Raw genomic sequence first — 8,362 nt, forward strand, 5'->3', positions numbered from 1 at the left:
CCAGCGGAAACTCTGACAAAGGTAGAAACAAAACCCGAAGTTTTGCCAGCGGAAACTCAGGCGAAAGTAGAAACAAAGCCCGAAGTTTTGCCAGCGGAAACTCTGACAAAGGTAGAAACAAAACCCGAAGTTTTGCCAGCGGAAACTCAGGCGAAAGTAGAAACAAAACCTGCTTTAGTAACTGAGGTAGAGAAAACTGAAACTACTCAAGTTGTTGTAGCCGCAAATCCTGTAGAGTCGGTGAAGGAAAGTCAGCCAACATTGGCTGTTGAGAGTAAAGAAACTCCAGCGATTGTGCCGCCGACAGCAGCGGAAACTATGCCAGTTGTAGGTACGAATACTGCTGTAGACTTGCGGAACAAGGAGATAGTTACTCAGACTGAGACTGCTGGTGTTAATGATGCTGCACCAAAAGAGTTATTGCCAATTTATCCAACAGTTGAAAAACCAACTGAGGATAATTCGACTGCTGCGGTGACTGAACCGGTTAAGCAGGAAGTAGCACAAAACAATAATAATGTCAATGCTGATTGGATTGCGCGATTGGAAAGCATTAAACAGCGTTTGAGTAATTTGGGTGGTGCTGATGTTGTTGCCGAAAATGCGATCGATCGCACTTTGATTGCTCGTTTACAAACCATGACTGAGAAGCTGAGAGAGCAAACTGGGGCGACTCCTATTTCGGATAATACAGGGGCGTTGATTTCGCGGCTGGAAGATATGGTAGTGAAAGTCGCACCACCTGCGATCGCACCAGTACAATTTGAGTTTCCTCAAGCCGATCGACCTTTGGTAGGTTTTATCACTGATACTGGCTTGACTGTCAATAATCCTGCTGAGGAAAAGATTCCGATCGTTGCAGAGGAAAAACCCGCAAATAGCACAAACAATCCTTCCCCATCAGCTAATGGAGTTAATAGTAACCCGTCGCAGCCAGTAGTTCGCACTCAAGATAATTCGAGTCAGTGGGTAGAATCTCTGATTAAATTTGTGGATGCTGCTAAAGTATCCAAGCAACCCCATGCCGTTGTTAATATTAACATCAACCTGACTCAAACTCAGCCTGATGGAACTGTGATTCCCCGCAAGGAATTAACTGCGGCGGAACGATCGGCGATCGCCTACGCATATCAGAACAATGTTATTATTGTTGTTCCGGCTGGAGATAACCCAGGCACAATGTCGGCTCTGGGTCTATTATCTAAGGAAGTTGACAACGTAGTTACTGTCGGTGCGGCTCAACGATTTAACGATTCCGTTGCACTATCCAATGCCTTTAAATTGGCAGATTATTCGGGTAGCGGCAATACTCTCGATATTCTCGCTAAGGGTAGCAGCGGCAGTACATCCAGCACAAAGGTTGCTGCTGTTGAAGTCACAAATGCGATCGCTCAAGTGTTAGCAGCAAATCCTAAGCTGAATTATACTCAGGCAATTGACGCGATCAAGCGTACTGCTACAGACCTCGCTCGACCTAATTGGGACGCTCAAACAGGGTCAGGTTTGCTGAATGTTGCTGCTGCGGTGCAGTTGGCAAAGGTAACTATACCGGAACTTTACACGATTAAACCCGGACAGCGAAGCATTACTGATGTGTTCATTTCTCAACATCCGAGTACCAAGCAGTTACCCGGAGATCCGACTCCTCCTGCGGTTACAGTCCCTGGAATTCCTCAAACAAATGTCGATCGGGGCAGCAATAATCTTGCTAATGCAACGCAACTGATTCCTTCCGCTACCGAAGATGTCATCGATCAGGTTAGCAGCGTCGATCCGTCGGATATTTATCGGGTTGACAGTCGCTACTTAAATGGTGCTAAGTTTTCCGTCCTCTCAGGCGACTTATCCGTCAGCTACCTGACAACTTCTGGACAATTATTGGGGACTCAATCCTTGAGCAAAGGCAGTCATAAATTGCAGTTGCCAGCCAACGCACCAGCAGAGGTAATTGTCAAGATCGATCGACGCAATGCCGATCCTGCAACTTACGTTCTCTCTGGATTTGAGAGTACCGCCACTGAGCCGTTTAATATCGATCTGGAATATGAAACGCCGCTGAGTGCTTCGCAACAGGCGATTATGCAAGCCGCTGCAAAAAGTGTGGCTGGATTAATTGGCAAAGGGTTGCCGAGTGCTGTGGTTGACGGCAAGATTATCGACGACATCAATATTAAAATTTCCACTGCCACGATTGACGGTGCGAGCGGCACCCAAGCGCGAACTAAAATTGATTTCATGCGCTACGGAACCATGTTGCCCGCTCAATCTTTAGTGCAGTTTGATGCAGCGGATATTGCTGAATTGGAGCGTTCTGGGAAGTTGTTCAGCGTCGTGCAGCACGAGTTTTTACACGCTTTGGGTTTTGGCAATCTTTGGGAAGCTAAGGGTTTGGTGGATTATGCGGGTACGCCGCTGGCTCAGTATAACGGTGGAAAGGCGGTTGATGCGTTCAAAGATTTGGGCGGTTTGACTGATGCGATTTCTCTGGAAACTGAGGGTAAAGGTTCGGCTGGTTTCCATTGGAATGAGGCACTGTTCCAAGATGAGGTGATGACGGCCGATTTGAACTTAAGCGGCAAGGCTGGGAATGCGCCGATTAGTCCTGTTACTATCGCATCTTTGGCCGATTTGGGTTACGAGGTGAATTTGAATGCAGCAACTCCTGATTTTGGGTTGTTTGGCGGTCAAGGGTTCAGTGTTGATGATTTAACGCTTGAGCAGATTGAGGCTTTCCGGCAACTGGCTGAGATTTCTTTTGAGGAACCGGGCGCGGAGTATATTGCTCCGATTATGCCTATGGTTGACCCGGATAAGGTGTCGCCAGAAATCTGGGCGCACGCTGAACGGTTCTCGAAGAATGGCGAGTATTACGATTGGGTCCCTTATCAAATCCCTTCAGGAGTATTTATTAGCCACATTACTGAACGAACTATGGGTAATGGCGTAGATCCTGACTACTGGGCCTTTGTTGGGAATAAAAATGGGCTTGCAAATGTCCACAGGATCGCCGCAGGAGATTGGATTTATATTCCGCAACATCATCCCAACTATGAGTGGAAGCAAGAGCAAGAACGGCTACAGCGCGAAGAAGAATTAAGGCAGCGACAAGAAGAAGAAGCTCGTATTCGGCGAGAACAGGAAGAGGCATTTGCGCGGGATCAAGAGCGAGTTCGTCAAGAAGAGGAAGCACGGCGACGGGAAGCCGAAGCTAAGCAACGGGAACTTGAAGAACAAGAACGGCGTTTGCGTGAAGAAATGGAACGCCGTCGCCAAGAAGAGGAACGCCGTCTGGAGGAAGCGCGGTTGGCTGAGTTGGCTCGTCAGGCGGAGATTGCTCGTCAGCAGGGTAAAGGCGGATTAGATTGGTATGTAGCAAAACCTTTACCTGAGTTTGGCCCGGTCGATCCGTTTGAAACATCTCTTACAGGTGAGACAGTTGGAAATTTGGTTCCTGATGATTACTATCGGTTTACTCTGTCTCGCGGTGGTCGGATAACGGCTGAACTGAAAAAGCTGCTGGCTGATGCAGATTTGGTTCTGTACGATGTGCGAAATGAACCAATTGCTTATTCGATGCGGGAGGGAATTACGGATGAGCAAATTATTGCTGACTTGATTCCTGGTACTTATATGCTGCGAGTCAATAGTCCTAAAGGTGTGACTACGGACTATGAGCTAATTGTTAAATTCAAGCACAAGCTCTCTCAGTCTGAACTAGGTTTACCAGGATGGAAGCCAGGAATTTCTGGTAATAATGGCGGTGGTGCTTCTGGCCCACTATTAAGCGATCCGCGTATTCAGCGCATTTATGATACGGCGTTGGCGAATTTTGCGGGGCCGGAACGGGCTAAGGCTAATGCGGAGATTGCCCAGCTTGAGCGGGAGAAGCGCAGCTATGAGCAACAGATGCAAGATTTGCTCAACCAGATGAATGCGGAGCAACGGCAAAAGGTTCATCAAGCTTTGGATAATGCTCGTAATGAAGCTAATTCCTGGGTTGATGGCATTGCTAATCCGATTAAGGGTCAAGTTGATAATCTGGCTGATGGGATTATCAATAAAGCTAATTCGTTTGCGAATAGCTTAGAAAACACAGTAAATCAAGTTCCTGATTACGGAATTGGCTGGGTAAAAGATCGGAAAAATGATGCGAAATGGTTAATTAACCAAGGACGAGATGCGGTGAAGAGTGCCGTTAATAGCGCTCGGAGTTGGCTCAGAGGTAAGTTAACTGAGATTCAAGACGGAGTGAATTCAGCAATCCAGCAATTCTTTGATACGATCAAGAATGCCTACCGCACTGGAGCAGAGATTAATCAGATCATTGCGAATGCGGCTCAAACTTTCCGAACTAAGGTCGATCAGGCAGTTCGAGGTGCTAATAATCTGATTGGAGAGTTCAAAGGTCACGTCCTGAGCGCTACTGATTGGACGAAAAATCTTGGCATCAATGTTGATAAGTTTGGTGTTAAGTTTAATTTCAATGTTTACAACAACATTGTCAAGCCTGCGGTGGATGGTGTTGCTGATGGTTTCCAATCGACAATTAGCGGAATTGGAAGTGGTCTGAAGGGGATTGTTGATTGGATTGAACCTCGCACTCAGAAGACGGTGGCGGATATTGTCAATGCCATTTTGGGGGACAAGACAGGTCACTTGTGGAACCAGATTAATGGGGTGGATGCTAAAATTGCTGCTACTCGGACAGGTGTGGAGAAGGCGATCGCTCAGAAAGCTACTGAGTTAAAAAATCAGTTACAAGGATTGCTGAATACTTTAGGAATTGATGGTAAAAAGCTCCTTGATACTATTTTGAACTTTGGCAACTCTACTGGTGGTCAAGTCACTATTGAGCTTATCAAAGTTGCTTTGGGGTTTGTTCCTATTGTTGGTCAAGCGATTGATGTTGTTGATACAGCACTAGCACTTTGGAAGGTTGTTGTTGACGGACGACGTGATGTAGAAGTTTGGGTTGAACTACTTGGCTCTTTAGCTGGTTGGTTCCCTGGTGTTGGAGATGCAATCAAAGGGATTGCCAAAGTTGCACTCAAGAGTCCAATTGGAGCATTACTGCGGAAACTGGGGCCTGACGTAACCAAGCAAGCTGCAAAAATCTTCAAGGAAGCTAACTGGAAAGCTATTCTTGCTGATGTTGTTGAAGGTCTTGCTGGTGTCTGGCGGAAGTTTGATAGTCAGATGGATAGTGCTGCTGGCTGGATTCTCGATCTCATGCCGGGTGTGCGTCCAGCTATGGCTGCTATTGGTGAAATCGTTGTCAAGTTCAACGATGAAGCTGCTGATGCGGGTAAGCAGTTGGATAATATCAGCAAACAGATTGCCAAGAAGATTGATGATACTTCTGAGCAAATTGCAAAAGAAGATCAGGAAGTTGATCCTGACAATTTAATTGGAAATGGAGGTGGAAATAACCCACAAGATAACCCGGATGACAGTGACGGTAATTTAGATCCTACTACCAAGTCAGTTCACAAGGTTATTGATCGCCATATAGACGATTTGAAGACTCTACAGGAACGTTTACAAGAAGTTCCTGATACAGTTTTGGGTAAAGATCAATTTTCAAGAAAAATTGAACAACAAAGGACTTCTGCGGAAAAATTCAAAAATGATCCCGAGTTTCCAACATCGGAAAAATCACGAGATCAACTTGGAGGTTTAAAAAATAATATTGGAGGTCTAGAAAAAGAGTTAGATGATGCTTTGCGTTCTGGCATCAAGTTGCTAGAGATTGATAAAGCAAAGTATGGTCAGCAGATAGATAATGTTGCATTGGATTTAAGCGACGGATTCACTGTTTTTAGTGAAGTCAAGAATGCTCAAGTGGGACAAGATTACGCAAGTAAGCAAGCAAATTCTGTGATCGAAGCTTCTGCAAAAGATGGATTGTTCACAAAGGCAAGGTTTGTTTTTCTTCAGGGGCTTGATCCTCAGATAAAGAAAGAAATTGAAGAAATCGCATTAAAGAATAATGTGATTGTCGAAATAGAAATTAGATAATTCTTCATCAAACCCTGAAAATTCTATAGATTGATCGTGCTGCTTCTTAGTTTTCCTAGTGGTAGTGCGATCGCACCCCCAACCCTCCTCACCTCAAAACCTCACATGACCACACCCCACCAAACCTACCTCGATACCCCACCCATAGCCCTAGAGCAAATCTCCTTATCAGCCGACCTGCGCTGTACCCTCACCGACACCCTCAAAACCCTACTCCAACAAACCAACCACACCCTAATCACCCCCCCCAAACCAACCTCCAACCCCGAAACCTTTCTCAACACCCTCAAAACCCATCCCAAAATCTACCAAGCCTCCATGTCGCGCCAGTTCGCCGCCGACCTGCCCCCGGACATCGAACAAACCTCCCTCAAAGACGAACCCAAAGACTGGTTTATCAAAACCGCCGACTTTGGTGACAACTTCGATCGCGTCCTCCAACACCGCGACGGCGAATACACCCAACTCCTAGAAGACATCACCCGCTACCATCAAATATTCCAACAAGGCTATGACAAAATCATCCTCATCCGTCCCACCACCTACACCGGCTACGACATCCTACTCACCGCCGCCATGCAATGCTTGGGCTACACCAAAGAGCAATTTCAATTCATCATCGTTCAACCCATCAAACTCTACGCCTTCCACAAACCTACCCAGCAACTCCATCCCATCCCCGACATCGCCCCCGCAGAATTGCTCAAAGCCGTGAGTATGGATGCACTGCGCTGGTACAGCCTCCGAGTTCCCCTCACAGAAGTTGCCCCCATTAACATCAGCACAGCAGGACAACCCACCCCGCAAGATAGCCTCTATCGCGTTCGATCTGCCTATCTTCGTTGCTGTACGCTGCTGCAACAAGCACAGCAGCAAGGCATCATTCAGCTAGAAACCAATGGGGGCGGCGGCGAAATTTCCCCTACGGAAATCGCACCTAAACTCATGTCATTAGCAGATTATGTCTGGGAATCTCCCGATGTCGCCACCCTAGCCAACCTTCTGCAAGCAGTTCCCAAAATCCTCGAACAAAGCGCCGCCGAAATTGCCCCCCATCTGCTTTGCCGCCACCTGGAAGCTATTAGCGAAACCAGCCTTCCGTGGTTGGATTCCCTGAGTCTCAACCCGCAAAACTGCGCCCTTTTGTTAGCTGCGAAGCAAACAATTTTTGAGTTGTTAGAGAACGTTTTGGCGATCGCGCTTCCTGAGTCAACTTTTCCCGACCCAAATCTCCGATTTGTAAAGTTTTCTGAAGATTAGGCCGCGTTTCGCATAAAACTAGGCGATCGCCCTTTCTTGCTTTTTCTCAACAAAGAGCGCCCTTTACCCAAACAAAAGAAACCGGGTTTTTAGATAACCTTTTCCTCTTTAACCGATATCTTGTGCAAAAACCCGGTTTCTGAACCCCCAGGCGATCACCCTTTCTTTCCCCTTCCGAAAAAAAGGGCGATCGCCCCTTTACCATTAGTCAAAAAGTACGATCGCCCTTTACTCCTTTTTCTCAACCAAGGGCAATCGCTACCAATTAATTACCGTCAAACTTGTTACCTTTGCAAACTCTCGATCGGCCGTCACCAAACTTGCTGAATTTTGGATTGCCATTGCTGCAATAACCGCATCTGGTAGTTTCAAGCGATGTTGCTGGCGAATTTCAATGATTTTTTCAATCAAAACAGCATCCATCGCTACTAAACCAAGAACCTCCACTCGTTGCAGAAACTGCTCAAAAATCTCGCGATCGTCTTGAGTCAGCCCAGGAAATACCAGAAACTCAATTTTGCTAATAACTGAAACTCCGATCCAATCCGCATCTTTAAGTAATTCAATTAGTTGAATATTTCCTTGAAGCAAAGCAACGATCGCATTCGTATCCAACACATAGCGATTACCACTCATCGCGTAGATTCCTCTGCATTGTTACTGCATCTCCCTGCCAAGTTAATCGCCCCACCAAATCAGAGAAATCATAGCTGGGTTTCTGCTTATCATCGGACGAAACCGGATTCAAAACAACTAAAACTTCTCGTTCTTTTAGCAATTGTAACCCAGCCAGAATCACTTCAGAAGCAGATGAGTACCTACCGTTTTTGACTGTTGATTGAACAAACTGCTCTAGTTCAGGAGTTAAGGATATATTCATGATGTTGAGTCACCTATTTGAGTCAACTATTACCCCCCATAATAACAAAAATTATCAAATTTTGTTATTTAATATTTTTTGCGATGGGAAGATTTTGCGAGATCCTTGCTTGTAAGCGCAGATTAGCGATCGCGAATTAAATAACTTACAATTTTAATTGTTATTGTGGGATGGGCGTCCCGCCCGTCCTTTTTGGACGGGCGG

Annotated in this window: 4 protein-coding genes; 2 read left to right on the top strand and 2 right to left on the bottom strand. The window is 46.1% G+C overall.

The window, feature by feature from the left end; all coding sequences use genetic code 11:
• The first annotated feature begins 42 nt into the window (after positions 1-42).
• Together QUB24_RS32475 and QUB24_RS32480 are read left to right on the top strand one after the other, a co-directional pair.
• Positions 43-6,018 carry a S8 family serine peptidase gene (locus tag QUB24_RS32475; protein WP_333157655.1) on the top strand — a complete coding sequence of 1,992 codons (5,976 nt, stop codon included), beginning with the start codon at positions 43-45 and terminating at the stop codon, positions 6,016-6,018.
• A gap of 36 nt (positions 6,019-6,054) precedes the next feature.
• Positions 6,055-7,278 carry a hypothetical protein gene (locus QUB24_RS32480; protein WP_333157656.1) on the top strand — a complete coding sequence of 408 codons (1,224 nt, stop codon included), beginning with the start codon at positions 6,055-6,057 and terminating at the stop codon, positions 7,276-7,278.
• Between the two features lie 258 nt (positions 7,279-7,536).
• On the opposite strand, the gene QUB24_RS32485 is transcribed toward QUB24_RS32480, so the two are convergent.
• Together QUB24_RS32485 and QUB24_RS32490 are read right to left on the bottom strand one after the other, a co-directional pair.
• Positions 7,537-7,914 (bottom strand): type II toxin-antitoxin system VapC family toxin, encoded by a 378-nt coding sequence (locus QUB24_RS32485; RefSeq protein ID WP_333157657.1) that lies wholly within the window; start codon positions 7,912-7,914, stop codon positions 7,537-7,539.
• Positions 7,904-8,158, bottom strand: coding sequence for a type II toxin-antitoxin system ParD family antitoxin (locus tag QUB24_RS32490; protein WP_333157658.1), 255 nt, complete (start codon positions 8,156-8,158; stop codon positions 7,904-7,906). The genes QUB24_RS32485 and QUB24_RS32490 overlap by 11 nt, the downstream gene beginning before the upstream one ends.
• Between the last annotated feature and the right edge of the window lie 204 nt (positions 8,159-8,362).

The sequence above is a fragment of the Microcoleus sp. B9-D4 genome, assembly GCF_036705105.1.
In the GTDB taxonomy this organism is placed as follows: Bacteria; Cyanobacteriota; Cyanobacteriia; order Cyanobacteriales; family Microcoleaceae; genus Microcoleus.